At 62.0% G+C, this 26,539-nt stretch carries 19 protein-coding genes; 1 reads left to right on the forward strand and 18 read right to left on the reverse strand.

Annotated elements, in window-relative coordinates; translation table 11 throughout:
• Nucleotide 1: 1 nt before the first annotated feature.
• The 18 genes from gspG to AACY31_RS01510 all read right to left on the reverse strand — a co-directional run bounded on the left by gspG (nucleotide 2) and on the right by AACY31_RS01510 (nucleotide 23,809).
• Nucleotides 2-457 (reverse strand): type II secretion system major pseudopilin GspG, encoded by a 456-nt coding sequence (gspG, locus tag AACY31_RS01425; protein ID WP_339481005.1) that lies wholly within the window; start codon nucleotides 455-457, stop codon nucleotides 2-4.
• 3 nt (nucleotides 458-460) lie between these two features.
• On the reverse strand, nucleotides 461-1,669 hold the full coding sequence (gspF, locus tag AACY31_RS01430; protein ID WP_339481006.1) for a type II secretion system inner membrane protein GspF: 1,209 nt from the start codon (nucleotides 1,667-1,669) through the stop codon (nucleotides 461-463).
• Between the two features lie 4 nt (nucleotides 1,670-1,673).
• Nucleotides 1,674-3,137, reverse strand: coding sequence for a type II secretion system ATPase GspE (gene gspE / locus AACY31_RS01435; RefSeq protein ID WP_339503715.1), 1,464 nt, complete (start codon nucleotides 3,135-3,137; stop codon nucleotides 1,674-1,676).
• Nucleotides 3,134-5,062 carry a type II secretion system secretin GspD gene (gspD, locus tag AACY31_RS01440; protein WP_339503716.1) on the reverse strand — a complete coding sequence of 643 codons (1,929 nt, stop codon included), beginning with the start codon at nucleotides 5,060-5,062 and terminating at the stop codon, nucleotides 3,134-3,136. Before gspD ends, gspE begins: the two co-directional genes overlap by 4 nt.
• An 8-nt stretch (nucleotides 5,063-5,070) precedes the next feature.
• The gene (locus AACY31_RS01445; RefSeq protein WP_339481010.1) at nucleotides 5,071-5,595 is read right to left on the reverse strand and encodes a type II secretion system protein N; all 525 of its coding nucleotides are present in this window, start codon (nucleotides 5,593-5,595) and stop codon (nucleotides 5,071-5,073) included.
• On the reverse strand, nucleotides 5,592-6,134 hold the full coding sequence (locus AACY31_RS01450) for a cytochrome b (protein WP_339481011.1): 543 nt from the start codon (nucleotides 6,132-6,134) through the stop codon (nucleotides 5,592-5,594). The genes AACY31_RS01445 and AACY31_RS01450 overlap by 4 nt, the downstream gene beginning before the upstream one ends.
• Nucleotides 6,135-6,201: 67 nt before the next feature.
• Nucleotides 6,202-7,668 carry an N-acetylglucosamine-binding protein GbpA gene (gene gbpA, locus AACY31_RS01455; protein WP_339481012.1) on the reverse strand — a complete coding sequence of 489 codons (1,467 nt, stop codon included), beginning with the start codon at nucleotides 7,666-7,668 and terminating at the stop codon, nucleotides 6,202-6,204.
• A gap of 341 nt (nucleotides 7,669-8,009) precedes the next feature.
• Nucleotides 8,010-9,077 carry a uroporphyrinogen decarboxylase gene (hemE, locus tag AACY31_RS01460; protein ID WP_339481013.1) on the reverse strand — a complete coding sequence of 356 codons (1,068 nt, stop codon included), beginning with the start codon at nucleotides 9,075-9,077 and terminating at the stop codon, nucleotides 8,010-8,012.
• A 252-nt stretch (nucleotides 9,078-9,329) separates the two neighbouring features.
• On the reverse strand, nucleotides 9,330-10,748 hold the full coding sequence (locus tag AACY31_RS01465; protein ID WP_339481014.1) for an FAD-dependent oxidoreductase: 1,419 nt from the start codon (nucleotides 10,746-10,748) through the stop codon (nucleotides 9,330-9,332).
• A gap of 33 nt (nucleotides 10,749-10,781) precedes the next feature.
• On the reverse strand, nucleotides 10,782-15,230 hold the full coding sequence (gene gltB, locus AACY31_RS01470) for a glutamate synthase large subunit (protein ID WP_339481016.1): 4,449 nt from the start codon (nucleotides 15,228-15,230) through the stop codon (nucleotides 10,782-10,784).
• Between the two features lie 350 nt (nucleotides 15,231-15,580).
• Nucleotides 15,581-17,152: an SPOR domain-containing protein gene (locus tag AACY31_RS01475; RefSeq protein WP_339503718.1), complete on the reverse strand. Its 1,572-nt coding sequence runs from the start codon at nucleotides 17,150-17,152 to the stop codon at nucleotides 15,581-15,583.
• A 9-nt stretch (nucleotides 17,153-17,161) separates the two neighbouring features.
• Nucleotides 17,162-18,262, reverse strand: coding sequence for a 3-dehydroquinate synthase (gene aroB, locus AACY31_RS01480; protein ID WP_339503720.1), 1,101 nt, complete (start codon nucleotides 18,260-18,262; stop codon nucleotides 17,162-17,164).
• 148 nt (nucleotides 18,263-18,410) lie between these two features.
• Nucleotides 18,411-18,929: a shikimate kinase AroK gene (gene aroK / locus AACY31_RS01485; RefSeq protein ID WP_339481020.1), complete on the reverse strand. Its 519-nt coding sequence runs from the start codon at nucleotides 18,927-18,929 to the stop codon at nucleotides 18,411-18,413.
• A 4-nt stretch (nucleotides 18,930-18,933) separates the two neighbouring features.
• Nucleotides 18,934-21,021, reverse strand: a complete 2,088-nt coding sequence (pilQ, locus tag AACY31_RS01490; RefSeq protein ID WP_339503722.1) for a type IV pilus secretin PilQ — start codon at nucleotides 21,019-21,021, stop codon at nucleotides 18,934-18,936.
• A 13-nt stretch (nucleotides 21,022-21,034) separates the two neighbouring features.
• Complete coding sequence (locus AACY31_RS01495; RefSeq protein ID WP_339503724.1) at nucleotides 21,035-21,562, reverse strand: pilus assembly protein PilP; 528 nt, start codon at nucleotides 21,560-21,562, stop codon at nucleotides 21,035-21,037.
• Nucleotides 21,559-22,182 carry a type 4a pilus biogenesis protein PilO gene (gene pilO, locus AACY31_RS01500; protein ID WP_339481023.1) on the reverse strand — a complete coding sequence of 208 codons (624 nt, stop codon included), beginning with the start codon at nucleotides 22,180-22,182 and terminating at the stop codon, nucleotides 21,559-21,561. Before pilO ends, AACY31_RS01495 begins: the two co-directional genes overlap by 4 nt.
• Nucleotides 22,179-22,745, reverse strand: coding sequence for a PilN domain-containing protein (locus tag AACY31_RS01505; RefSeq protein ID WP_339481024.1), 567 nt, complete (start codon nucleotides 22,743-22,745; stop codon nucleotides 22,179-22,181). The genes pilO and AACY31_RS01505 overlap by 4 nt, the downstream gene beginning before the upstream one ends.
• On the reverse strand, nucleotides 22,745-23,809 hold the full coding sequence (locus tag AACY31_RS01510; RefSeq protein WP_339503726.1) for a pilus assembly protein PilM: 1,065 nt from the start codon (nucleotides 23,807-23,809) through the stop codon (nucleotides 22,745-22,747). Before AACY31_RS01510 ends, AACY31_RS01505 begins: the two co-directional genes overlap by 1 nt.
• Nucleotides 23,810-24,016: 207 nt before the next feature.
• On the opposite strand from AACY31_RS01510, the gene AACY31_RS01515 reads away from it, so the two are divergent.
• Entirely contained in the window at nucleotides 24,017-26,461 is a 2,445-nt protein-coding gene (locus tag AACY31_RS01515) for a penicillin-binding protein 1A (protein WP_445261515.1), read from the forward strand.
• The last annotated feature ends 78 nt before the right edge of the window (nucleotides 26,462-26,539 follow it).

The following is a 26,539-nucleotide window of genomic DNA, read 5'->3' on the forward strand; positions in this document are numbered from 1 at the left end:
TTCACTCGGCCCAATTGCCGATGTCGGCCGCCATTGCTTCACCGCCCAGTACGCCATCGGCGCCCAGGGAGTAGAGGTCATAGCCGCCATCGAGGGATTTATGCCCGGGATTGAGGTACTGGTAGGGCGTCCCCCAGGGATCGATCGGCAGGCTTTTCAGGTAGCCCTGGGGGTTCCAGCTCCTTGCCACTGGCGTGCCGGACGGGCGTTTGCTCAGCGCCTCCAGGCCTTGTTGGGTCGAGGGGTACTGGAGATTGTCGAGGCGGTACATTTCCAAGGCCGTGGCAATCGCCTGGATATCGGTCCGGGCGGCCGTGGCCTTGGCTTGATCGGGTCGGCTCATGAACTGCGGCACCACGATGGCGCCCAGCACGCCAATGATGACCACCACCACCATGATTTCGATCAGGGTAAAGCCACGTTGATGACGTGCAGGTCGCTTGTTTTGGAATTTCATCGGTCAATTCACCAATTGGTTGAGGCTCAGGATGGGTAGGAGGATGGCCATGACGATCAGCAGCACAACGCCGCCCATCAGCACCAACATGGCCGGTTCGAACAGGCTCACCACCAGCGCGATACGCGCCGCGAGGCTGGCCTCCTGTTGTTCGGCGGCCCGGGCGAGCATGTTGTCGAGCTCACCGGCCCGTTCACCGCTGGCGATCATGTGCAGCATCAGCGGCGGGATATCGCCGCCCTGCTCCAGGCCACGAGTGAGCGTCCCGCCCTCGCGGACCGAACGGGCGACGTCGGCCATGCGGGCGCGGATCGTCAGGTTGCCGATCACCTGCGCGGCGATGTGCAAGGCATCCACTAGAGGCACAGCGCTTTTGCTCAGGATCGCCAGGGTGCTGGCGAATCGGGCCGCCTCCATCGCCCGCAGCACCTCGCTCAACAGCGGCAGCCGGAGCAACACACGGTGCCAGCGCAGCCGCCACGCCGGTTGGCGTAGGCTCCAACGCCACAACCCGAGCAGCCCGGCCAGCGCACCGAGCAGCAGCAGGCCATAGCGACGCAAGCCATCGCTCACGGCAATCAGCGCCTGGGTCAGCCAGGGCAACGGCTGGCCGCTGTCGATGAAAATCTTCACCACATCCGGCACCACGTAACCCAGCAGGAAGCCAACAATTGCGACGCAGGCCAGCATCAGGATCAGCGGGTACACCAATGCCAGTTGAATGCGCTGGCGCGACGCCTGCCGCGCCTGGGTGTAGCTCGCCAGTTGCTCCAACACCTGGCCCAGGTGCCCGGATTGCTCGCCCGCCGCGACCGTGGCGCAGAACAGCTCGGGAAACGCCTGGGGAAACGCCCTCAGTGCCGTCGCCAACGCGTGGCCTTCCATCACCCGGCTGCGCACCGCCGCCAGCAGGTGGGCGACGCGGCGTTTCTGGCTCTGTTGCGCCACCGCCCCGAGGGATTCTTCAAGGGGCAGACCGGCCTGGATCAAAGTGGACAACTGCAACGTCAGCAATGCCAGATCTGCCGGGCTCAAACGAGCTCCGGCATGCCGCCCGCCCAAGGTTCGCGGTGCCTTGGCTTCAGCCAGTGCACTGGGCAGCAAGCCGCGCTCACGCAACAACTGGCGAGCATGGCGCGGGCTGTCGGCTTCCACGCGGCCCTTGCAGCGTCGGCCCTGGGCGTCTTCGGCCCGATAGTCGAAGGTCGGCACGGCGCTAATCCTCCTGGGTGATGCGCAGCAGTTCATCGACACTGGTCAGGCCTTCCAGCACCCGCTGGCGGCCGTCCTGGAACAGGCTGCGAGAGCTCTTGCGCGCCTCGGCGGCCAGCGCCTGCTCGGTGGCGCCCTGATGAATCAGCTGCGACAGGGCGGCGCTGACATTCACCAGCTCATAGATACCGAAGCGTCCGCGATATCCTTTCTGGCATTGCTCGCAGCCTTGGGCCTTGAACAACCGAGGCGCAGCATCGGCGTCGAGGCCCAGACGCCGACACGTAGCGGCGTCGGCCACATAAGGCGTCTTGCAGAACGGGCACAGGCTGCGCAATAAGCGCTGGGCGACGATACCGGCCAGGGACGACGCCAGCAGATAGGCATCCACGCCCATGTCCACCAGCCGTGTGACCGCGCCGACGGCGGTGTTGGTGTGCAGGGTCGAGAGCACCAGGTGCCCGGTCAGCGACGCCTGGACAGCGATTTCGGCGGTTTCGCGGTCGCGTATTTCGCCGACCATCACCACGTCCGGGTCCTGGCGCAAAATGGCCCGCAAGCCGCGGGCGAAGGTCATGTCGACTTTCGGGTTGACCGGCATCTGGCCGATGCCCGGCAAGTGGTATTCGATGGGGTCTTCAACGGTGAGAATGTTGCGGCTCTGGTCGTTGATGCTGGTCAGCGCCGCGTACAGGCTGGTGGTTTTCCCCGACCCCGTGGGCCCGGTGACCAATACGATACCGTGGGGTTTACCGAGCAACTGGCGCAGGCTCGCCAGGGTGTCGTCGGGCAGGCCCAGGCGCTGCAGTTCCAGGCGCCCGGCCTGTTTGTCGAGCAGGCGCAACACCACGCGCTCGCCATGAGCCGAAGGCAGCGTCGAGACCCGCACATCGACTTCGTGCCCGGCCAGCCGCAAGGCCATTCGCCCATCCTGGGGCACGCGTTTCTCGGCGATGTCCAGGCGCGCCATGACCTTGATTCGCGACACCAGCAGACTCGCTAGTTCCCGACGCGGGCGGAGCATTTCCTGCAACTGACCGTCGATGCGCATGCGCACCGACAGGTACTGTTCGAACGTTTCCAGGTGCACGTCTGATGCGTGTTCGCGAACCGCCTCGCTGAGCAGGGCATTGATCAGTCGGATGATCGGCGCATCGCCCTGCTGCTCCAACAGGTCGGTGGTCTGCGGTATTTGGTCAGCCAGGCTGAGCAGGTCCAGCTCCTCGTCCAGGCCTTGGGCGACCTGTTCGGCGGCGCTCTGGCCCTGGCGATAGACGCTGGCCAGGCGCGCGGCGAACGGCACTGGTTCCAGCACCTGAATAGGTAAGTCCCGACCGCACAGGCGCTGCACTTCTGCCACGGCGGTCAGTGGCGTATCGCGACGCATGACCAGGCTCAAGGTAGGCCCCGCGCCTTCCAGCAGCACGCCCAGGCGCCTGGCGAAGCCAAAGGGTAACGGCTCGCTCACAGGTCACCGGAGCGCTGTGGGCGCGGGTCGGCCGACGGCGCTTGCGGGGAGGATTCGAACAACTGGCGAGCGTCCCGGGGCAGCAGCAACGAATTGTTTTTCCGCGAGCCCGGCTTGCTCAGGTCCCGGAGCGCGTCATAGCGCTGGCGGCTTACCTCGGCAAGGTCTTCGTTGCTGCGCACGATGGTCGGGCGCAGGAACACCATCAGGTTGCTTTTAGTCTGGGTGTCGCGGTTCCAGCGAAACAGCGCGCCCAGGTACGGAATACTGCGCAGCAACGGCACACCGCTTTGCTGGGTGCGGACACTGTCGCGGATCAGGCCGCCGATCACGATGATCTCGCCATCGTCCGCCAGGATCGTGCTCTTCAAGGCCCGCTTGTTGGTGATCAGGTCGGAGGAGTCCACTCCTGAAACCGACGGCGCGATGTCCGAGACTTCCTGCTCGACTTCAAGGCGCAAGGTCGAGCCTTCGTTGATGTACGGCTTGACCTTGAGGCTGATGCCCACGTCCTTGCGTTCGACGGTGGTGAACGGATTGTCCGCACCGTTACCGTTGGTGGTGTAGGAGCCGGTCTTGAACGGGACGTTTTGGCCCACGATGATTTCCGCCTCCTGGTTATCCAGGGTCAGCAGGCTGGGTGTGGACAGCAGGTTGCTGTGGGTATTGCTCGCCAGCGCCGAGATCAGCGCACTGAAGCGGTCGCCGCCCAGCCGCAGGATCGCGCCTTCCGGTCCTTTATCCAGTTCGCTGAGGTTCAGGTTGCCGATGATCGGGATGTCGGTTCCCGGGAAGTTGATGAATCCGGTCGCGCTGCCTCTGTCGAGGCCCCACTGCACGCCCAAGGCTTCGGTAATGTCCCCGGAAACCTCCACGATGGCCGCGTGGATAAGCACCTGGGCCCGAGGTTGATCCAGTTCACGGACGATGTTTTCGATGATGCGGACCTGGACCGGATCGGCGATCAACACCAGGGCATTCTGGCTTTCATCGGCCTTGATCATGAACGGGCGGGTGGCGGCAATGTCCCGCTGGCCGGCCAGGGTCGGCGTGGTTTTTTTATCCTGCCCGACGCCTTCCAGCACCTCGGCCAATTGCTTGGCATCGCTATGGCGCAGACGGATGACCCGGGCGTTGTCCTGGGAGACGACGGCAGGGACGTCGAGGGTCCGAGCCAGGTCGACCAAGCGCTGACGCACCGCCGGTGCGCCGATGATCACCAGGCGATTGCTGCGGGCATCGGCGATCACCAGGCCCGCCATATCGCCCTCGCGCTTGCCACCGGCGGCTTCCATCAGCGGAGCGATATCGCCGGCCTGGGCATGCCGCAACCGCACTACCACATGATTGCGGTTGCGCCCTGAGTCCAACTGCCGAACCACGTCGGCAATGCGCTGGGCATTGGCAGCCGTGTCGGTGACCACCAGCGCGTTGGACGATACCGAAGGGCCGACGTAACCATTGGCCGACACCAAGGGCCGGACCAGCCCGGCGACGTCGGCGGCAATGCTCGATTGCAGGTCGATGACCCGGGTGACGAACTGCGACGGCGTGGCGCTTTTCGCATCAGCGATTCCAGCGCGCGTCTTGGCCTCGCTGACCGGGGTGATCAGGATCCGCTCGCCCTCGTCGATCACAGTGAAGTTGTGTGCATCGAGTACCGAATAAAACAACCGACGCACGCCTTCGCGGTCCAGCGCCTGGCGGGACATCACCGTAATGCGCCCGGACACCCGGGGATCTAGCACCACGGTCTTGCCCAGGATCGCCGAGAACTCCTCGACCACGTCGCGCAGTTCCGCATTGTTCATCGCCAGTTGCCATTGGGTCTCCTCGGCCTGCAGCGAACCGCAGAACGCCACTGGGCAGGACACGGCCAGACAGAACAGGACGCGCGAAACACCGCCCCGGATAAAGCTGTTCATGAATTCGATCACTCTGATTGCCCGGCCACCGGGCGTAGGTATTGCGAGGAATGCTGCGCGGCATGGCGCCCGTCTTCGAGCGCCAACCGGCGTAGCAAGGGCTTGACCCCGTGTTGCAGGGCCAACCGTTCTTCACGTCCGTTGCGCCATAACATCACATGGCTGGCCTCGACCCGGCGCAGCACGCTGCCACCGGGCAAGCGCTCACCCACCTGGTAAATACGCGGGCCGGCGGCGTCCGCCAGCAATGCCCGGGACAAGCCTTGGCTGGCGACAAAGCTGGCTTGCAACGTAATCGGTTCGGCGCTCGGTGCCTGGGCTCCTTCAGGTGCCAGACCTAGCACCGTGGCCACGGCTTGCACGTTGGGCAGGTCGCGAACAGGAGCCACCGGCGGGTTGGCCAGCACCGGCACATCACCGCCCAATGCCTGGCGAAAGCGCCACTCTTGCCCGGCCAGGAAGATCCCGTACAGCAACGGCAGCAGCACCAGCAGCTTTGGCAGACGGCTGGCGAGCCGAAAAAACAGGCTCACCGTTGTGTTCTCTGGATCGTGTCCGCAGGCTTGGCGAAGGACATTCGCCGCACCACCCTGTGCCCGGAAAACTCATGCCAGAGCACCGCGCACAGATGCAGCGCGACAAGTATCGAAAGCACCATGCAAGACAGCGCATGGATCGTGTTGGCCAATTCAATCCATGCCGGATCAGCCAATGGCTGGGGCAGTCGAACCAGGCCGAAAATACTGATGGCGCTTTTCATCATCAGCACGCCGGTCACCAGTACGACGCCGATGACCAGGTAGATCAGCGTGTGCACCGCCAGGGCCAGCCGCTGCGTAAATGAAGACGCGATTCCACGGGCTTCCAGCGCGCCGAAAAAAAGGCAGGCCCGCCACACAAAAAATGGAATGAACAGCGTGGTCAGCGACACATTGAGTGAGCCGATCCACTGTTCGGTCGAAGCTGACACCGGGTTGAACGCCACATAAAAACCGGACACCAACGCCCATAAGATAATGGCCGCCGACACCCAGTGCAGCAGCACCCGTCGCCTGGAGTAATTGATAGACATCACTGCGCGCTCGTATGAAGGCCCCAAGCAACCCGTGCGGATCGCCTGGGGCCATGCCTGTCAGGACTTACAGTTTGTCCCAGGCGCTCTGCCAGGACGCACCGACTCCCGGCTCGAAACCGTTCGATGTCGGGCTGTACTGCTTGCAGTAGCCGGACGCCGGGAACGGCTTGCATTCGAAGACTTCGTCAGTCTTGGGCTGCAGCACTTTCGTGCCGGCGGTGTAGTCGCTGAGGCCTTCAGGGAACACGAAGTCGTACTCGATGCCTGCGCCCTCGCCGGTCAAGGTGACCGCCTGGGTGTCCTGGCGATTGGTGCGCCCGTCTTCGGTGGTCCCCACCAGTGTCAGGGTGTGAGCGCCAGGCGCGCTGCGCACGTCCAGGTTCAGGCCGGTGCTGCCCTCACCCACGGTCTGGCTAACGACACCGACCTGCTTGTTCTTCTCATCGAACAGCGTGGCTTCAAGGTTCATCCTGCGGTTCGTCTGCGCGGTGAAGGCCATGCTGACCCGACCTTTGTCGAGTACGTACTCTGGCTGCAGGGAAGAAATTTCCATGCTGGCGCCAGCGTCTTCCTTCATGTCCAGTTGCACTTCATAGCGCTTAACGCCACTTTCGTCCTGGGCGTACAGGCTGTTGGCGCCCTTGATCGGCGTGATGTTGCCGTCTTCGTCACGAATACCGGCACGAATCAGGGGGTGAGCGTTGTTGATGGCTTCGGCCAGTTTGAACGACCAGTTCTCAGGCTTGCCTTCCTCGGCGTTGTCGATGCTGATTTCTACGCTGTATTCGGCACTTTCACCGGTCGCGGAGAACGCCCGGGCCTTGACCTTGTCACCCACCAGCAATGGGGTCGATGGCGCAATGCTGCCCACCGGCTGCCAGCCGCCCGGCAATGCGGCTTCGGCGAGAATGTTCACATCCGCCGGATCATAGAACGCATTAGCGGTGTCACCTACCGTCCAGACCGCCAGGATGACGTGATGACCCGTCTTGCTGTCGGGAATGACGCAGTTATGCGGGGCACCTGCTACCGGGAGTTGATTACCGCCATCCACCGTACAGAACGGCGTGCTGTCGAACGAGGCACGCTTGAGCGCTTCGTTGGGACTCCAACCGTCGCGAGTGATGAAGTATTCGTGCTTGGTCGCTGGGTGCGCCGCGGTGTAGTGCCATTTAAAGGCAATATTGCGGTCATTGATTTCAGTCAGGTGCCAGCGCGTGGCCGACTGGGCATCGAGGGCGGAAAACATGGCGTGGCCGCCGCTGGCGATTTTACCGTCAATGGGACCTTGCAGCGGGGCACCGCCCACTCCATTGGGGAAACCTTTAAAGGTTTCACCGGTACTTTGTGGCTCGTATTGCGCTTGCCCGCAATTTTTGTTTTCACCTTTCTGGCACAGCAATGCACGCGAAGGTGGCACGTCGAGGTAACCATGGGCCAGTACACTTTGGGATGCCGCCATGGCCGACAACAGAACTAATGAGGACGCACACCCCGTTAATAGATTGCTCTTGTTGAAGTTATTCTTCATATAAATTCCAGACTAGTCATCAAAATGAAAGACGGATCACCGTCCTCTTGAAAGGTGCGCCAGACCGCTCAGCGCACACCCTTGCAAGTGACCGGAACCTTATAGAAAGCCGAACATTCCCTATGTAGGAAAAATCTCTCAACATAGAAGGAATGATCTCTGAATCGATTTCCCCTACATAACTAGAGAAACATCTTACGAACAGAAATAACTATCAACCCAAGACAAACAAACACACCCAAAAGAAGCAATTGGCTGCTTTAGGTCGGATCGTTAAACAAGCGCGCATAAAAAAGCCTGTCCGGCGCAGGTCCGGACAGGCTGGGTGACAGGGACCGCAATCAGACGTGATATTGCGCCGACAATTCATGCACCGCCCGTAGGAAGGCGCCAGCGTGTTCGGGGTCGACTTCCGGGGTGATGCCATGGCCGAGGTTGAACACATGGCCACTGCCACTGCCGTAGCTGGCCAGGATGCGTCCGACTTCAGCGCGGATGGCTTCAGGCTTGGCGTAGAGCACGGTGGGGTCCATGTTGCCTTGCAGGGCAACCTTGTGACCGACACGCTCGCGGGCGTTGCCAATGTCGCAGGTCCAATCCAGGCCCAGGGCGTCGGCGCCGACCTCGGCGATGCTTTCCAGCCACAGGCCGCCGTTCTTGGTGAACAGGATCACCGGGACCTTGCGACCTTCGTGCTCGCGGATCAGGCCGCTGACGATCTTGCGCATGTAGGCCAGGGAAAATTCCTGGTACGCCGCCGCCGACAGGTTGCCGCCCCAGGTATCGAAGATCTGTACCGCTTGCGCACCGGCCAGGATCTGGCCGTTGAGGTAGGACGTGACCGACTGGGCCAGCTTGTCCAGCAACAGGTGCATGGCTTGCGGGTTGTCGTAGAGCATTGCCTTGGTCTTGCGGAAATCCTTCGACGAGCCGCCTTCGACCATGTAGGTGGCCAGGGTCCATGGGCTGCCAGAGAAACCGATCAGCGGCACACGACCGTTGAGTTCACGGCGAATGGTGCTGACCGCGTCCATGACGTAGCCCAGGTCTTTCTGCGGATCGGGAATCGGCAGGGCCTCGATGTCGGCCAGGGTGCTGATGACTTTTTTGAAGCGCGGGCCTTCGCCGGTTTCGAAGTACAGGCCTTGGCCCATGGCATCGGGAATGGTCAGGATGTCGGAGAACAGGATGGCCGCGTCCAGCTGCGGATACCGATCCAGCGGCTGCATCGTCACTTCGCAGGCGAACTGCGGGTTCATGCACAGGCTCATGAAGTCACCGGCCTTGGCGCGGCTGGCGCGGTATTCCGGCAGGTAGCGACCGGCCTGGCGCATCATCCACACCGGGGTGACGTCTACGGGTTGCTTGAGCAGGGCGCGAAGGAAACGGTCGTTCTTCAGGGCAGTCATGTCGGCATCCGGAAAAAAAGTGCGGGCATTTTCTCAGAGCGCGAGGCAAAAGGCACGGCAAGAGCCGTGCCTTTTATCTATCGGGGCAATTTGTCGCGGGGCAGCACAACTTTCGCAACACCACAAAACACCTGTGGGAGCGAGCTTGCTCGCGATGAGGGCGTCACATTCAACATATTCGTCGACTGATTCACCGCTATCGCGAGCAAGCTCGCTCCCACATTTTGATCGCATTCCAGCATCAGGAAGTGATCAGACTTGCAGGTAATCCAGGATCCCTTCCGCCGCATTGCGGCCTTCGAAGATCGCCGTCACCACCAGGTCGGAACCCCGGACCATGTCGCCACCGGCGAAGATCTTCGGGTTGCTGGTCTGGTGCTTGTACTGGCCTTGTTCCGGGGCCACGACGCGGCCCTGGCTGTCAGTCTGGATGCTGAACTGCTCGAACCACGGCGCCGGGCTTGGGCGGAAGCCGAAGGCGATGACCACGGCGTCGGCCGGGATGATCTCTTCGGAACCGGGAATCGGCTCGGGGCTGCGGCGGCCACGGGCGTCCGGTTCGCCGAGACGGGTTTCGACCACCTTCACGCCTTCGACCTTGTCTTCACCGACAATGGCAATCGGTTGGCGGTTGTAGAGGAACTTCACGCCTTCTTCCTTGGCGTTCTTCACCTCTTTGCGCGAGCCGGGCATGTTGGCTTCGTCACGACGGTAGGCGCAGGTCACCGACTTGGCGGCCTGGCGAATCGAGGTGCGATTGCAGTCCATCGCCGTGTCGCCACCACCGAGCACCACGACCTTCTTGCCTTTCATGTCGACGAAATCTTCCGGCGACTTTTCAAAGCCCAGGTTGCGATTGACGTTGGCAATCAGGAAATCGAGTGCGTCATAGACGCCTGGTAGGTCCTCACCGGCAAAGCCGCCCTTCATGTAGGTGTAGGTGCCCATGCCCATGAATACCGCATCGTATTCTTCGAGCAGTTGCTCCATGGTCACGTCCTTGCCCACCTCGGTGTTCAGACGGAACTCGATGCCCATGCCGGTGAAGACTTCGCGACGATTGCTCAGCACGGTTTTTTCCAGCTTGAACTCGGGGATGCCGAATGTCAGCAGGCCGCCGATTTCCGGATTCCTGTCGAACACCACCGGGGTCACACCACCACGCACCAGCACATCGGCACAACCCAGGCCCGCCGGGCCCGCACCGATGATCGCCACGCGCTTGCCGGTCGGCTTGACCTTGGACATATCCGGACGCCAGCCCATGGCGAACGCGGTGTCGGTGATGTACTTCTCCACCGAACCGATAGTCACCGCGCCAAAACCGTCGTTGAGGGTGCAGGCACCTTCGCACAGGCGATCCTGCGGGCACACCCGGCCACAGACTTCCGGCAGGGTGTTGGTCTGGTGGGACAGCTCGGCGGCCTGGAGGATGTTGCCCTCGGCCACCAGTTTCAGCCAGTTGGGAATGAAGTTGTGCACCGGGCACTTCCATTCGCAGTACGGGTTACCGCAACCCAGGCAGCGGTGGGCCTGGTCGGCCGACTGCTGGGGTTTGAAAGGCTCGTAGATCTCCACGAACTCTTTCTTGCGTTGACGCAACAGTTTCTTCTTCGGATCCTTGCGCCCGACATCGATGAACTGGAAGTCGTTATTCAGACGTTCAGCCATTGTTAAAACCTCATCAAACTCTTCAGGCGCATATCACTGCGGGTTGGCACGAGTGCTGGAAAGCAACGATTTCAGGTTGGCAGCCTTGGGCTTGACCAGCCAGAAACGACGCAGGTAGTCATCGAGGTTTTCGGCGAGGTTACGTCCCCATTCGCTGTCGGTTTCCTCGACGTACTCATCCAGTACGCGCTGCAGGTGGCTGCGGTAGGCTTCCATCGCCTCGCCGCTGATCCGCTGGATTTCCACCAGTTCGTGGTTGACCCGGTCAACGAAGGTGTTGTCCTGGTCGAGCACGTAGGCGAAACCGCCGGTCATGCCAGAGCCGAAGTTATAACCGGTTTTGCCCAGCACGCAGACAAAACCACCGGTCATGTACTCACAGCAGTGATCGCCGGTGCCTTCCACGACAGTGTGGGCCCCGGAGTTACGCACGGCAAAACGCTCGCCCGCAGTACCGGCGGCGAACAGCTTGCCGCCCGTGGCGCCGTAGAGGCAGGTGTTGCCGATAATGGCACTGTCCTGGGTCTTGTAGACGCTGCCCTTGGGCGGAACGATGACCAGCTTGCCGCCGGTCATGCCCTTGCCCACGTAGTCGTTGGCATCGCCTTCCAGGTACATGTTCAGGCCCCCGGCGTTCCAGACACCGAAGCTCTGGCCCGCGGTGCCCTTGAAACGGAAGGTGACCGGCGCCTTGGCCATGCCCTGGTTACCGTGCTTGCGTGCGATTTCGCCGGAGATCCGTGCGCCGATGGAACGGTCGCAGTTGCAGATATCCAGGTCGAACGCGGCTCCGCTCAGGTCGTTGATCGCCGAGGCGGCCATGTCGACCATCTTCTCGGCCAGCTCACCCTTGTCGAACGGCGGGTTGCGGTCGACCTGGCAGAACTGTGGCTTGTCCGCCGGAATGAGATCGCTGCCCAGCAACGGGGTCAGGTCCAGGTGATGCTGCTTGGCGGTCTGGCCCTCGAGCACTTCCAGCAGGTCGGTACGGCCGATCAGCTCTTCAAGGGAGCGCACGCCCAGCTTCGCCAGCCACTCACGGGTCTCTTCGGCCACGTAGGTGAAGAAGTTCACCACCATGTCGACGGTACCGATGTAGTGATCCTTGCGCAGCTTGTCGTTCTGGGTCGCCACGCCGGTGGCGCAGTTGTTCAGGTGGCAGATGCGCAGGTATTTGCAGCCCAGGGCAATCATCGGCGCGGTACCGAAGCCGAAACTCTCGGCGCCGAGGATGGCGGCCTTGATCACGTCCAGGCCGGTTTTCAGACCACCGTCGGTCTGCACCCGGACCTTGCCACGCAAATCGTTGCCACGCAGGGTCTGATGGGTTTCAGCCAGGCCCAGCTCCCACGGTGCGCCCGCGTACTTGATCGAGGTCAGCGGCGATGCGCCGGTGCCGCCGTCGTAGCCGGAGATGGTGATCAGGTCGGCATAGGCCTTGGCCACGCCGGCCGCGATGGTGCCAACGCCCGCTTCCGCCACCAGTTTCACCGAGACCAGCGCCTTCGGGTTCACCTGCTTGAGGTCGAAGATCAGTTGCGACAAGTCTTCGATCGAGTAGATGTCGTGGTGCGGCGGCGGCGAGATCAGGGTCACGCCAGGGACCGCATAGCGCAGCTTGGCGATCAGGCCGTTGACCTTGCCGCCGGGCAGTTGGCCGCCTTCGCCGGGCTTGGCGCCTTGGGCAACCTTGATCTGCAGCACTTCAGCGTTGACCAGGTATTCCGGCGTCACACCGAAGCGGCCGGTCGCCACCTGCTTGATTTTCGAGCTCTTGACGGTGCCGTAGCGCGCCGGGTCTTCGCCGCCTTCACCGGAGTTGGAACGCGCACCGAGGCGGTTCATGGCTTCGGCCAGGGCTTCGTGGGCTTCCGGGGACAAGGCACCCAGGGAAATGCCGGCCGAATCGAAGCGCTTGAGCACCGATTCCAGCGGTTCTATTTCACTGATGTCCAACGGTGTGTCGAGAGTCTTGACCTTGAGCAGGTCACGAATCATCGACACCGGACGGTTGTCCACCAGCGAGGTGTATTCCTTGAACTTGCTGTAGTCGCCCTGCTGCACAGCAGCCTGCAAGGTGTTGACCACGTCCGGGTTGTAGGCGTGGTACTCGCCGCCATGAACGAACTTCAGCAGGCCGCCTTGCTGGATCGGCTTGCGCGGGCTCCAGGCTTCGGCAGCCAAGGCTTTCTGTTCGGCTTCGAGGTCGACGAAACGTGCACCTTTGATGCGGCTCGGCACGCCACGGAAGCTCATCTCGCAGACTTCTTCCGACAGGCCGATGGCCTCGAACAGTTGCGCGCCACGGTACGAGGCGATGGTCGAGATGCCCATCTTCGACAGGATCTTGAGCAGGCCTTTGGTGATGCCCTTGCGGTAGTTCTTGAACACCTCATAGAGGTCGCCCAGCACTTCACCGGTACGGATCAGGTCGCCCAGCACTTCATAGGCCAGGAACGGATACACCGCCGAGGCACCGAAACCGATCAGCACCGCGAAGTGATGCGGATCGCGGGCGGTGGCGGTCTCAACCAGGATGTTGGAGTCGCAGCGCAGGCCTTTTTCGGTCAGGCGATGGTGCACCGCGCCGGTGGCCAGCGAGGCGTGGATCGGCAGTTTGCCCGGGGCGATGTGACGGTCGCTGAGTACAATCTGGGTACGACCGGCGCGCGCGGCCTCTTCAGCCTGATCGGCAACGTTGCGGATTGCCGCTTCCAAGCCGACGCTTTCGTCGTAGTTCAGGTCGATGACCTGGCGCGCAAAACCCAGGCGGTCGAGGTTGGTCAACGAGCGCCACTTGGCCGGGGAAATGACCGGCGAGCTGAGGATCACCCGCGAGGCGTGTTCCGGCGACTCCTGGAAAATGTTGCGCTCGGCGCCGAGGCAGATTTCCAGGGACATCACGATCGCTTCGCGCAGCGGGTCGATCGGTGGGTTGGTCACCTGGGCAAATTGCTGGCGGAAATAGTCGTACGGCGTACGCACGCGCTGCGACAGCACGGCCATTGGCGTGTCGTCACCCATGGAGCCGACCGCTTCGTAGCCCTGCTCGCCCAGCGGACGCAGCACCTGGTCACGCTCTTCGAACGTCACCTGGTACATCTTCATGTACTGCTTGAGCTGGTCGACGTCGTAGAACGCCGAGCCGTGGTCGTTGTCTTCCATGGTCGCCTGGATGCGCAAGGCATTCTTGCGCAGCCATTGCTTGTACGGATGACGGGACTTGAGGCGGTTGTCGATGGCGTCGGTGTCGAGGATCTGGCCGGTCTCGGTGTCCACGGCAAAGATCTGACCCGGACCTACGCGGCCCTTGGCAATGACGTCTTCGGGCTGGTAGTTCCAGACGCCGATTTCCGAGGCCAGGGTGATGAAACCGTTGGTGGTGGTGACCCAGCGTGCCGGACGCAGACCGTTACGGTCCAGCAGGCACACAGCGTAGCGACCGTCGGTCATGACGATACCGGCCGGGCCGTCCCACGGCTCCATGTGCATGGAGTTGTATTCGTAGAAGGCGCGCAGGTCCGGGTCCATGGTCTCGACGTTCTGCCACGCCGGCGGCACCAGCATGCGCACGCCGCGGAACAGATCGATACCACCGGTCACCATCAGTTCCAGCATGTTGTCCATGCTCGAGGAGTCGGAACCCACGCGGTTGACCAGCGGGCCGAGTTCTTCGAGGTCGGGCATCAGGTCGTTGGCGAACTTGGTGCGACGGGCCACGGCCCAGTTGCGGTTGCCGGTGATGGTGTTGATCTCGCCGTTGTGGGCGAGGAAGCGGAATGGCTGGGCGAGCGGCCATTTCGGCAGGGTGTTGGTGGAGAAGCGCTGGTGGAACACGCAGATTGCGGTTTTCAGGCGCTCGTCGCTCAGGTCTGGATAGAAGGCGGTGAGGTCCGCCGGCATCATCAGGCCTTTGTAGATAATGGTCTTGTGGGAAAAGCTGCAGATGTAGTGATCGGTGTCGGCAGCATTGGCCACGGACGAACGACGACGGGAGCTGAACAGCTTGATCGACATGTCCTGGTCGCTCAGGCCTTCGCCGGCGATGAACACCTGTTCGATCTGCGGCAGGCGCTCAAGCGCCAGGCGGCCGAGGACACTGGTGTCGATCGGCACTTTGCGCCAGCCGACCAGTTGCAGGCCAGCGGCCAGGATCTCGCGATTCATGTTCTCGCGAGCCGCTTGGGCTTTCACCGGATCCTGGTTGAAGAACACCATGCCCACGGCATACTGCTTGGGCAGGGTCACGCCAAACGTTTCCTGGGCTACGGCACGCAGGAACTCGTCGGGCTTTTGAATCAGCAAGCCACAACCGTCGCCGGTCTTGCCGTCGGCGTTGATCCCACCACGGTGGGTCATGCAGGTCAGGGCCTCAATGGCCGTTTGCAAAAGGGTGTGGCTGGGCTCGCCCTGCATATGAGCTATCAGGCCGAAACCACAGTTATCCTTGAATTCATCTGGTTGGTACAGACCTGCTTTCATAGACACTTTCTCACCAGGCTGCCTCTAATCGAGGCAAATTTCTTTTTAATTCAACCCGTTGCATACCGCGCCGAACGTACGCCAGCTTTGCGGGGGCAAAAGGGAGGTCATTGTACACACCGACACAGAGGCTCACAAATTTGACGACGAACTGGCGCAAATCCATGTCGCATTTGTGAAAGGTTTAAAGCTATATGCTGTGCTAGTCAAAACTTTTTTGGGTTCGACCGCTACGACTCAAACGCTACTGTGACGCAGACACCACAAGGCGCGCGGCCTGAAAGGTCGCCCGCCCCTGCGGAAATTTTGAGGTTGCCGGGAGAGGCGGCCTGGGTAAGGCCGCCGAATCTTCAGCGAGTTGCTGCCAGTTCCTGTTGGACGCTGGCGACAGTGCGAGGCCAAGGTTTACCAGCCTGAACCTTCGCTGGCAAGGCCTTGATGGCGGAAACGGCTGCATCACGGTTGGCAAAACTGCCGTAGGTAACGACATACAGCGGCTTGCCGTTGAGGACTTTCTTGAAATAGCGGTACTCACCGCCCTGCTCCTTGACGAAGTTCTGTGCCGAGGCTTCGGAACTGGTGCCAAGGATCTGCACGACGTAGTTGCCCGGTGCCTGGCCAGCGTACCAGCTACCGCCCGCGGCTTTGGCAGCAGGTTTGGCTGCGGGTGCTGGCGCCGCCGGCTTGGCGGCAGGCGCTGGAACCGGAGCAGGCTTGGCGGTGGCCACCTGGGTGGGCGCAGGGGTCGGCTTGGCGGCCGGGACAGGCGTCGGCGCAGGTCCGGCCGGCACGCCCACAGGCGGTGCGGTGGTGGTCACGGTCGGCGGTGTGTCGCTGCTGCCGTCGATCGGTGGCGCCACGCCGTCGTCGCCTTCGGTGATACCACCGGCCGCTTCAGCCAGCGGGCCACGCATGACCGGTTGCGACTGGCCGACCAGCGGCAGCGGCATCGGCTGGGTGTTGCCGGCGAACTCCACTGCTGGCGCACCACCGTTGGGTTGCGGCGCCTCTTGGCCGAGAGGCAACTGCGCCTGTTCGTTGGCAGGGGCACCCGTGGTGGGTGCCTTGGTGCGCCCCGGCATCAGCCAGGCGGCGGCAACCGCGACCACGACGACGGCGGAAATTGCCAATACGTGTTTCTTCGGCATGTTGAACCCCATACTTGGACGCTTCACCGCTGAGCGGCTGGCAATCATGACTTCGATCAAAGCATCGCGGGCGACCTGGTTGATGTTGCCAGGCCAACCGTCGGAGCTTTCGTGAACCTCAGAGATCTGATCGGCGCTGAAAAGTTCGATACCCCGGCCCGCACCCTCAAGACGCTGGGCCAGGTATTCACGCGTTTCTTCCTCGGTGTAGGGCGCCAGCTCGATGACGTGGAAGCGCTCTTCCTCAAGACTCAATTGGTCCAGATCAGCGATCAGCGACGACTCACCAAACAGGAACACATGAGGGCGACCCTCCGGCGCACCGGCCGCCAGGGCCAGCAGGGCCTCAAGAGCCGACTCGTCGAGCTGCTCGGCATCGTCCACCAGCAGATAGACTTCCTGCCCGGTCAGCGCCAGCTGCACGATCTGATCGAGAATTTCACCGATTTCGGCCTGCGCGACGTTCAGCGCCTGGGCCACCTGACGCAATACACCGGCGGCATCGCCGGCGCCACGGGCCGACACCACTACGCTTTGCACGGACTGTTTGTTGGTACTGGCCACCAGGGCCTGGCGCAGCAAGGTTTTGCCGCTGCCCTGGGGACCGGTGACCACCAGCAGCAACTGGCTGTAGCGCGCCAGGTGATGTAGCTGGCCCAGTACCGGCTTGCGCTGGGCAGGAAAGAACTTGAAGCCCGGGACCCGCGGTGCAAAAGGGTCATGACTCAATTGGAAATGGCCGAGGAAAGCCTCGTCGGCATGCAAACTAGTCATCGGATCTTATTAACCTTTAAGCTGAGCCAGGGCGCGGTAGTCCGCTCCCAGCGTGGCCTGTAGAACTTCTTTCGGATAATCATCGGTCACCACCGCTTCGCCCATGTGGCGCAGCAGCACCAGACGCAGACGACCGTCGATCACTTTTTTATCGATTGCCATGTGTTCAAGAAAATCCGCCTCGCTCATTTCCTCGGGCGGAACCACCGGTAGCCCGGCGCGCTGGAACAGACGAATACCGCGATCACGCTCCTGTTCGCTGATCCAGCCCAGGCGCGCAGACATCTCCAGGGCCATGACCGTACCGGCCGCGACCGCTTCACCGTGCAGCCAGACACCATAGCCCATGTGGGTTTCGATGGCATGGCCGAAGGTGTGACCCAGGTTGAGTGTGGCGCGCACCCCCGACTCCCGCTCATCAGCACCGACCACGGCAGCCTTGGCGGCGCAGGAGCGTTCGATGGCGTAGGTCAGCGCCGGTTGATCCAGCGCACGCAGGCGGTCGACGTTCTCCTCGAGCCAGCCCAGGAACGGCTCGTCGCAGATCAGCCCGTACTTGATGACTTCCGCCAGCCCCGCAGACAGTTCGCGGGCCGGCAAGGTATTGAGCGTCGCGGTGTCGATCAGCACCACGTTGGGCTGATAGAAAGCACCGACCATGTTCTTGCCCAGTGGATGGTTGATCCCGGTCTTGCCCCCCACCGACGAGTCGACCTGTGACAGCAGCGTGGTGGGGATCTGGATGAAATCGACGCCGCGCTGGTAGCAGGCGGCTGCAAAACCGGCCATGTCGCCGATCACACCGCCACCCAAGGCAATCACCGTGGTGCGGCGATCGTGGCGCGCGGTCAACAGGCCATCGAAAATAAGTTGCAGGGTTTCCCAGTTCTTGAAGGCTTCGCCATCGGGCAATATCACTGAAATGACCGAGAAGGCCGACAGGCTATGGGTCAGACGTTCCAGATACAGGGGCGCGACGGTTTCATTGGAAATGATCGCCACTTGCCGCCCAGCGATATGCGGCGCCAGCAGTTCGGGCTGGCCCAGCAAGCCTTCGCCAATATGAATCGGGTAGCTGCGCTCGCCCAGATCAACCTTAAGTGTCTGCATGTGTCCCCACAGTGAAGATGGAATCAGGCGTCCTGCCTGCAATTAACGAAAGTCCACGGCGCTTGTTCTGGCGCCAGTTAATGGCCATCCGCCACGCCCCAGGCGGGCCATGACGGGACGTCGAGGATAGCGCATTTCGCCAAGCGCATTAACGGGGAGGCAGTTGCTGAAGGCGATCGAGAATGTCTAGCACCACCATCCGCGGCGGCCGCTCGTCGGTTTCCACCACCAGGTCGGCGATCTGCCGATAGAGCGGGTCACGCAGCTCCAGGAGGTCGCGCAGGGTCTTGGCCGGGTCGGCGGTGCGCAACAGCGGCCGGTTGCGATCCCGGGCGGTACGACCGACCTGCTGCTCGACAGAAGCATGCAGATAGACCACTCGTCCGCCGGCATGCAACGCCCGACGATTGGCTTCGCGCATCACCGCGCCGCCACCGGTGGCGAGCACCACGCCATCGAACGCGCACAGCTCGGCGATCATCGCCTGCTCACGGTCACGAAAGCCCGGTTCGCCTTCCTTGTCGAAAATCCATGGGATATTGGCGCCCGTGCGCAATTCAATTTCCTTGTCGGAATCTTTGAACGGCAGGCGCAGCTCTTTGGCCAGCAAACGGCCGATGGTGCTTTTTCCAGCGCCCATCGGCCCAACAAGAATCAAATTTCGCACAGAATCAACGACTCACAGCAATCGCCTGGTTATTCATGATACGCGGAGTGAGGAACACCAGCAGCTCGGATTTGCTATCCGAGACCACATCACGCCGGAAAAGGCGGCCAAGATACGGCACATCGCCAAGAAATGGCACCTTATCTACAACCTTGCTCTGAGTATTTGAGAAAACCCCGCCAATCACAATGGTCTCGCCATCATTGACCAGGACCTTGGCATTGACCTCGTTTTTCTTAATCGGCGGCACATCATTCACCTTGTTCAGGTAGTCCGGCTCATCCTTGGTGACCTTGACCTCCATGATGATCCGGTTGTCGGGAGTGATCTGCGGGGTCACCTCCAGCGATAGCGAAGCCTCCTTGAACGACACCGACGTAGCGCCGCTGGAGCTGGCTTCCTGATAAGGAATTTCCGTGCCCTTGAGGATCTTTGCCGTTTCCTTGTCGGACGTCACCACCTTGGGTTGGGAGACGATCTCCCCGTTGCCGGTTTTCTCCATGGCCGTCAGCTCAAGGTCCAGCAATACGTTGTCGGTGATGAAGGCAATGCCGATGCCCGAGGTATTGCCCGAGGCGCCCAGGTCGACGAACGGCTGGTTGGTGCTAGTGCTGCCCGGCGTGCCGATGGTGGTGGAGTCGCCCGTGGTGACCCCCGAGGAGCTCCAGTTGCCTTTGTTTTGTATCGAACCGCCCCAGCGCACGCCCAGGCTTTTGTCGTAGTCGACGTTAGCCTCGACAATCCGCGCCTCGATCATCACCTGGCGCACCGGAATATCCAGCTGCGCCACGATCCGGCGCAGTTCGTCAAGGCGGTCCTGGGTCTGGTAGGCAATGATGTTGTTGGTTCGCTCATCGACCGTGATCGTGCCGCGCTCATCGGCTTTCGCCTCGGCACTGGTCACCGACTGGAACAGCTTGGCGATGTCCGTCGCCTTCGCATAGTTGACCTGCAACAGCTCACGCCGCAGCGGCGCCAGGTCGGCAATCTGTTTCTGCGACTCCAATTCCTGGCGCTCACGGGCGGCAATTTCATCAGCCGGAGCTACCAACAGCACGTTGCCGACCTTGCGCTTGTCCAACCCCTTGGTCTTGAGCACGAGGTCGAGCGCCTGGTCCCAGGGCACATTCTGCAACCGCAAGGTGATGCCACCCTGCACCGTGTCGCTGGCCACGAGGTTCAGGTTGGTAAAATCGGCAATCAGTTGCAGGACCGAACGCACCTCGATGTCCTGGAAGTTGAGCGAGAGCTTCTCGCCACTGTAGGCCGCACGGTCGGCGTTGCGTTTTTGCAGGTCCTCGACAGTCATGGGCCGGACGCTGACGGTGAGCTTGTTGTCGGTCTGGTAGGTCGAGTAGTCGAAGGTGCCACTGGGTTCGATGCTGATGGTCGCCCGGTCGCTGCCGGCGCTGGCATTGACGAATTGCACCGGGGTGGCGAAGTCCTTGACGTCCAGGCGCACCCGCAGCGGCTCAGGTAACTGGGTCCTGGCGAAATTGAGGATGATCTTGCCTTCGCGCTCCTGGATGTCCGGGGCGATGGACGGATCAGACAGGTCGATCACCACGTTGCCTTCGCCCTGGGTCCCACGCTGGAAGTCCACCCCACGAATCGCCTTGCCCACCGGCGCACTGGCCCTCGCAGGCGCAGCGCTGGCAACCGCCGGGCGCGGGACCTGGGCGGAGCTCTTCGGGGCAGCACGCTTCGAGGTGGCGCCCTTGCCAACCACCACGAACAGGTTGTTACCTTCGACCCGGGTGTCATACGGCGCCAATTGGGTAAGCCCGATGATCAACCGGGTGCGACCCCCAGCCTCGACCACGGTGGCGCTGCGTGCATTGCCCCCGCCCAGGTCGCGGCGTTTGCTGGAAAGCTGATTGCTCACGCCCGGCAGATCCAGTGCAATCCGCGCCGGCTGTTCGGTGGTGTAGCCCCGGGGTGTCGGCGGCGGCCCGTCGAAGGTGAGCTTCAACTCGACACGGTCCCCCGGCAACGCCGCCACATCCAGCGTCTTCAGGCTGGCCCCGTGAACCATCGGCGACAACAGCGCTATCCATAGCGAAATACCGAGGGCTGAAAAAAACCTGTTCATTGTTCGAGTTCCACTATGAATGCTCTTTCAAAGGAATGGTCCGTGGTCGCTCCAGCCAGGCACCCTCGCCATCGGGAACGATTTCGACCACATCGACCTGGGCGGCGCTGATGTTGACGATCCGCCCGTCGTTGCGCCCCAGATAGTCACCGACCTTGAGCCGATGCACCCCGCCCGCGCCCCGCAGGAGCGCGAAGGAGCCACGGGCGTTGGAGATCGTACCGACCATTTCAAACTGCTCGATGTTGAAGCCTTCCAGGTACTGTTTGACCCGGTTCGGGTCGGGCCGGACGTTGCGCGAGCCCCGCTGCCGCTCGGCCTGGTCCACGCGGACCTGCCGGGAAAACGGGCCGCGCAGGTTGGCGGCACTGTAGGTAAAGGTTTCGTAGGGCCTGAACGTCGGCGTCGGCTCGATCTTGCCGGGCGGCCGCAGGCGCACTTCGTTCATGTAGGCGTCCAGGTCGCTGAAACCGTTGTCGTTACCACAGCCCGCCAGCGCGACCAGGCCTGCCAGCAGGTAGATGCGCCACACCGGCCTCATGGTTGCGCCTCCTGCTCGTTGTACCGGTAGGTCTTGGCCTGGATGCTCATGCGCAGTTTCGTGCCTGCCTCGGGCTCCATCGGTGCGACCTCGAAATCGTGCAGCGTGACAATCCTGGGCAGCCCCGCCACCCCACTGACGAACGTCGCCAGGTCGTGGTAGCCACCGGTCACGGTGATCTGGATCGGTAACTCGATGTAGAACGGCTGGGTGACCTCCGGCAGCAACTTGATTTCCTCGAACTCCAGACCACTGCCCAGGCCGGTGCGAGTAATGTCCTCCAGCAGGCCCGGCACTTCGGTATCGCTGGGCAATTGCCGTAACAGCACACCAAAAGACGTTTCCATCTGCTTCATCTGCTCGGTGTAGCGCTCCAGGTTCGCGGCCATGTGAGCCTTGCCCGCAAATTGCGCCTTGAGGGTATTTTCTTCCTCGCGCACTTGCTGCAACTGGTTTTCCAGGTCACTCAAGGCAACGTTATAGCCCAGCCCCAGCACCAGGACCACCAGCAGGACACCGGACAGCCATTTGATGGGCGCCGGCCAGGAGCCGATGTTGTTGGTGTCCAGATCACCGAGGTCGATCTGGCGCAGCGCGTCGAACCACTCCCCCGGTTTCATTGGCCCTCCTCCGCATCGGCCGGGCGTGTCTGGCGAACCGTGAGCTGGAAAACGTTGGCCTGGTCGAGCTGCCCAGAGGTGGTGGCCTTGACCGCCGTCAGGCTGGGCGTGTCGAACAAGTCCGACGAGTCCAGGTTGCGCATCAGGTCCGAGACCCGGTTGTTCGATTCCGCGGCCCCCTTGATCGAGAGCATCCGGTCTTCCAACTTCACTTCAGTGAAATACACCCCGTCCGGCAGGGTCCGCACCAATTGGTCGAAGATGCGCCCACTGACTGGCCGGTTACCCTGCAGGTCCTGGATGATGCGCATGCGCTCCAGCAATTGCTGGCGACGGGCCTTCAATTCGCTGATCTGCTTGATGCGTTCGTCCAGCACGGCGATCTGCTCGGAGAGATAGCTATTGCGAGCGACCTGGTGGTCGATGGCGCTGTCGATGGACCGAACCGCGACCAGGACCACGCCGACCGCACCGACCAGCGCCCCCACCAAGGCCAGCAAAAAGCGTTTGCGCCGCTCCTCGCGCAACTCTTCGCGCCAGGGAAGCAGGTTGATCCGCGCCATCAGTCGAAACTCCTGAGGGCCAGCCCACAGGCAATCATCAATGCCGGCGCATCACCGGCCAGGGCGCCGGCATTGATCTTGCTGCTCAGGGTCATGTTGGTAAACGGGTTGGCCACCTGGGTCGGCGTGCCCAGGCGCTGCTCGATCAGCCGATCCAGGCCGGTGACCGAAGCCGTGCCCCCGGCCAGCAGAATGTGGTCCACCGCACCGTACTGGCCCGAAGCGAAGAAGAACTGCAGGGACCGCGAGACCTGCTGTACCAGAGCCTCGCGAAAAGGTTGCAGCACTTCGCCGAGATAGTCATCCGGCAGGCCACCCTGCTTCTTTGCCAGGCTGGCCTGCTCGGGTGTCAGGCCATAGCGGCGCTGAATTTCCTCGGTCAGTTGGCGACCGCCGAACAATTGTTCGCGGGTATAGATGATGCGCCCGTTGTGCAGCACGCTGAGGGTGGTCATGGTGGCGCCGATGTCGACAACCGCCACAGTCAGCCGTTCCTGGGAGGCAGCCAGTTGCGTGGCGAGCAGGCCGAAAGCACGCTCCAGCGCATACGCCTCTACATCGACCACCCGGGCCGTCAGCCCGGCGAGCGCCAACGCGGCCTCGCGGACCTCGACGTTTTCCTTGCGGCATGCCGCCAGCAGCACTTCGACGCGCTCGGTACTGCGTGGCGAAACACCCATCACTTCGAAATCAATGGCCACCTCATCCAGCGGATAGGGTATGTATTGATCCGCCTCGATCTTGAGCTGGTTTTCAATGTCATCGTCGGACAAGCCGGCGTCCATCTCGATGGTCTTGGTGATCACCGCCGAACCCGCCACGGCCAGCGCCACGCCACGCAAGGGCGTCTTGGCCTTGGCCAACAGGCGCGACAACGCCTGCCCCACCCCTTCGAGCTCGGCGATGTTCTTCTCGACCACGGCGTTGGCTGGCAACGGTTCGACCGCGTAGGACTCGACGCGGTATCGATCGCCCTGGCGGCTCAACTCCAGCAACTTCACCGACGTCGAACTGATGTCGATCCCCAGAAGCGCATGGGCTTTTTTATTGAAGAGTCGTAGCACTACCAATTCCCTATGACTATCCGTGAGTTACGGACTCTCTAATATGCATTGCGTTCAATCACAGCGGTCCGACGGACGTCGGGATGGCATTCCCGAGGACAAAAAATGCTTATAATGCTCAGCGTTTTTTTTCGCTTTGTTGCAAGCACGGGTCCATCCCTGCACCTGGCGCCTTTTCATTCTTTGCCTGGATACCCAAAAGCCTTGATTCGTCTGCTGAAATTTTTCGGATGGTCCATCGTCGCCGTTTTCTGCGGACTGCTCTTGGGCCTGAGCGGTGCCTTTCTTTACCTTAGTCCGGGATTGCCGTCCGTGGAGGCGCTGAGAAGCATTCAGTTGCAGATTCCGTTGCGGGTGTACAGCAGCGACAACAAATTGATCGCCGAATTTGGCGAAATGCGCCGCACGCCAATCCGTTTCGCCGACATTCCCCCCAATTTCATCAATGCGTTACTAAGTGCTGAAGACGACAACTTCGCCAATCACTACGGCGTCGACCCGGGCAGCCTGATGCGCGCCGCCAGCCAGTTGGTCAAGAGCGGACACATCCAGTCCGGCGGCAGCACCATCACCATGCAGGTGGCCAAGAACTTCTTCCTGAGCAGCGAGCGCAGCTTCTCGCGCAAGACCACCGAGATCCTCCTGGCCCTGCAAATCGAGCGGCAGCTGACTAAAGATGAAATCCTCGAGCTGTACGTGAACAAGATTTACCTGGGCAACCGCGCCTACGGCATCGAGGCGGCGGCGCAGGTGTATTACGGCAAGTCGATCCGCGATGTGAGCCTGGCACAGATGGCGATGATTGCCGGCCTGCCCAAGGCCCCCTCGCGCTTCAACCCTCTGGCCAACCCGGCGCGCAGCAAGGAGCGGCGCGACTGGATCCTGGGGCGCATGTACAAGCTCGGCAAGATCAGCGAGGCCGACTACACCGCCGCGATCAATGAACCGCTGAACGCCAGCTATCACGTACCAACCCCGGAAGTGAATGCCCCGTATATCGCCGAGATGGCCCGTGCCGAAATGGTCGGGCGCTATGGCAGCGACGCTTACACCGAAGGTTTCCGCGTGACCACCACGGTGCCAAGCAACTTGCAGGAAATGGCCAGTACCGCACTGCATGAAGGCCTGATGACCTACGACCAGCGTCACGGCTACCGCGGCCCTGAATCACGCCTGCCGGGCAAGACCAAGGAAGCCTGGGCCCTGGAGTTGACCAAGCAGCGCACCATCAGCAGCCTGGAGCCGGCGATTGTCACGTCGGTGGACAAGGACGGAATCGAGGTGCTGACCCGCAACAGCGAGCAGGAGGAACACGTGGCCTGGGACACCATGAAGTGGGCCCGCCCGTTCCTCAATACCAACAGCATGGGCGCCAACCCACGGCAGCCATCGGACGTTTCCCAGGTCGGCGACCTGATCCGCGTCCAGCGCCAGGCGGACAACACCCTCAAGTTCAGCCAGCTCCCGGCAGCCCAGGGTGCCCTGGTGTCCCTCGACCCGCTGGACGGTGCCATCCGTTCGCTGGTGGGTGGCTTCGCTTTCGAGCAAAGCAACTACAACCGCGCGTTGCAGGCCAAGCGCCAACCGGGCTCGAGCTTCAAGCCGTTCGTCTACAGCGCCGCCCTGGATAACGGCTACACCGCCGCCAGCCTGGTGAACGATGCACCGATCGTGTTCGTCGATGAATACCTGGACAGGGTCTGGCGACCGAAGAACGACACCAATACGTTCCTCGGCCCGATTCGCTTGCGTGAGGCGCTGTACAAATCCCGTAACCTGGTCTCGATCCGCCTGTTGCAGGCACTGGGCGTGGACCGCACCATCGACTACATCAGCAAGTTCGGCTTCAACAAGCAGGACCTGCCACGCAACCTGTCCCTGGCCCTGGGCACCGCGACCTTGACGCCGTTGGAAGTTGCCATGGGCTGGAGTGCATTTGCCAACGGCGGGTACAAGATCACCCCGTACATCATCGACAAGATTGAGAGCCGCAACGGCGAGACACTGTTCGCCGCCAACCCGCCACGCGTGCCCACGGGTGAGCAGGCCAGCGATGGCGTCGCGGCACCGTCCACCGAGACGTTTACGGTCAATGCGACACCGGGCGAAGCCACCACGGCCCCGGGCCTGCCGCAGACGCCCGCCATCGCGCAACGCATTGTCGATGGCCGTACCATCTACATCCTCAACAGCATGCTGCAGGACGTGATCAAGCTCGGCACCGGCCGCCGCGCCCTGGCCCTGGGTCGCACGGACCTGGCGGGCAAGACCGGTACCACCAACGAATCCAAGGACGCCTGGTTCTCCGGCTACAACGCCGATTACGTGACCACTGTCTGGACCGGTTTCGACCAACCCGAAAGCCTGGGCCGCCGCGAGTTCGGTGGCACCGTGGCACTGCCGATCTGGATGAACTACATGGGCGCCGCCCTCAAGGACAAACCGCCTCACACCCAGCCAGAACCGGAAGGCATCCTCAGCCTGCGGGTCGATCCGGTCAGTGGCCGCACTGCGACGCCAAGTACCCCGGGTGCGTACTTCGAACTGTTCAAGAGCGAAGACACGCCACCGTCGGTCAACGAGCTGGGCAACGGCTTCGCACCGGGCAGCCCGCTGCCGGCGGACGAAGTGGCGCCGATCGATTTGTTCTGACCGCCCCCACATCCCTGTGGGAGCCGAGCTTGCTCGCGATAGCGGCGGTCAACTTGCACCCATGTTGAATGCCGACTG

This window comes from Pseudomonas sp. RL_105y_Pfl2_101 (genome assembly GCF_963970585.1).
Lineage (GTDB): Bacteria > Pseudomonadota > Gammaproteobacteria > Pseudomonadales > Pseudomonadaceae > Aquipseudomonas.